Consider the following 2034-nt stretch of genomic DNA (forward strand, 5'->3'; position numbering starts at 1 on the left):
GGTCTGCTTCATGACGGTAGCGCGTGGGTCGCGGTTTTTGTAAACCCGGTGACCGAAGCCCATCAGTTTGAACGGATCGTTCTTGTCTTTGGCCTTGGCGATGTACTTGTCGATGTTCGAGACATCGCCAATTTCATCGAGCATGGTCAACACGGCTTCGTTCGCACCGCCGTGGGCAGGGCCCCACAGTGCAGCGATACCGGCGGCGATACAGGCGAACGGGTTGGCACCCGAGGAACCTGCCAGACGTACGGTGGAGGTCGATGCGTTCTGTTCGTGGTCGGCATGGAGGATGAAGATCCGGTCCATGGCCTTGGCGAGTACCGGGCTGATCGGTTTGATCTCGCACGGGGTGTTGAACATCATGTGCAGGAAGTTTTCCGCGTACGACAGGTCGTTGCGCGGGTACATCATGGGTTGGCCCATGGAGTACTTGTAAACCATTGCAGCCAGGGTCGGCATCTTGGCAACCAGGCGGATCGCGGAAATTTCGCGATGCTGCGGGTTATTGATGTCGAGGGAGTCGTGGTAGAACGCCGAGAGGGCGCCAACTACACCGCACATGACGGCCATCGGGTGGGCGTCGCGACGGAAGCCGTTGAAGAAGGTCTTCAACTGCTCGTGGACCATGGTGTGGTTCTTCACGGTGCCGACGAACTGGGCCTTCTGTTCTGCGGTCGGCAGCTCGCCGTTGAGCAGCAGGTAGCAGGTTTCCAGGTAGTCCGACTTTTCAGCCAGCTGTTCGATCGGGTAGCCGCGGTGCAGCAGAATACCGTTGTCGCCGTCGATGTAGGTGATCTTCGACTCGCAGGAGGCGGTCGACATGAAACCAGGGTCAAAGGTGAAACGGCCCGTGGCCGTCAGGCCCCGAACGTCGATAACATCGGGACCAACGGTGCCGGTTAAAATGGGCAGCTCGACGGGGGCTGCGCCCTCGATGATCAACTGCGCTTTTTTGTCAGCCATGTGGCCTCCTATTTATGCTTGAAATCATCAGACAGACCCCCCACGCAGGGCCCGCACCACTATAGTGAGATAAATTCGAATGTCAATTTGCCTAAAGTCTTGCTCCAGAAGGCTTTAACCGCACTTTTTTCTCGAAATTGTCTGCCGTTTACGCCTTTTATGTCACTTGTGCAATCCGCTATTAGGGGAAGGTGAACGCGTTGTCATTAGTAGCCTAACTGTCTATACTCGGCCACCGACCGCCAGGGGCTTTTGGGCCTGCTTTATTGGGGGTCGCATCCCTGGGTGGTGGTTACCTGACCAGTGCACTCCCCAACAACTTTGCCCTGATTGTTAGGGGCTCTTCAGTGTGAAAAAAAAGCCGTGAAAAGCCAACGACCTGTAAACCTAGACCTAAGGACCATCAAACTCCCCATCACCGGCGTTACGTCGTTTCTTCACCGTGTTTCCGGCATCATCCTCTTCCTGGGCCTTGGCTTCATGCTTTATGCATTGGGCAAGTCTCTGGGTTCCGAGGAAGGTTTTGCCGAGGTGAAGGCATGCTTGACCAGCCCGCTGGCCAAGTTCGTAGCATGGGGCCTCCTGTCCGCTCTTCTGTATCACCTGGTAGCCGGTGTGCGCCACTTGATCATGGACATGGGCATCGGTGAGACGCTGGAAGGCGGCCGCCTGGGCTCGAAAATTATCATCGCCGTTTCCGTGGTGTTGATCGTTCTGGCAGGAGTTTGGATATGGTAACCAGCGTTACGAACCTTTCGCGTTCGGGCCTCTATGACTGGATGGCGCAACGTGTGTCTGCGGTTGTTCTCGCGGCTTATTTCATTTTCCTGATCGGATACCTCGCTGCGAATCCTGGCATTGGCTACGCCCAATGGCATGGCCTGTTCGCCCACAACGGGATGCGTATCTTCAGTCTGCTGGCCCTTGTGGCCCTGGGCGCTCACGCCTGGGTCGGCATGTGGACCATCGCGACCGACTACCTGACGCCGATGGCGCTGGGCAAGTCCGCGACTGCAGTACGTTTCCTTTTCCAGGCGGTATGCGGCGTTGCGATGTTCGCTTACTTCG

The 2034-nt window shown here is 56.8% G+C and carries 3 protein-coding genes; 2 read left to right on the forward strand and 1 reads right to left on the reverse strand.

The window, feature by feature from the left end; genetic code table 11:
- On the reverse strand, positions 1-966 hold a 966-nt coding region (gene gltA, locus AC1DLB_RS28595), incomplete at its 3' end, for a citrate synthase (RefSeq protein ID WP_477786146.1).
- 363 nt (positions 967-1329) lie between these two features.
- Here gltA and sdhC point away from each other — a divergent pair.
- On the forward strand, positions 1330-1704 hold the full coding sequence (gene sdhC, locus AC1DLB_RS28600) for a succinate dehydrogenase, cytochrome b556 subunit (protein ID WP_015096190.1): 375 nt from the start codon (positions 1330-1332) through the stop codon (positions 1702-1704).
- Positions 1698-2034, forward strand: a 337-nt coding sequence (sdhD, locus tag AC1DLB_RS28605) for a succinate dehydrogenase, hydrophobic membrane anchor protein (protein WP_477786147.1), incomplete at its 3' end; no start/stop codon positions are given. The genes sdhC and sdhD, both read left to right, overlap by 7 nt.

This window comes from Pseudomonas sp. 05N434 (genome assembly GCF_056396965.1).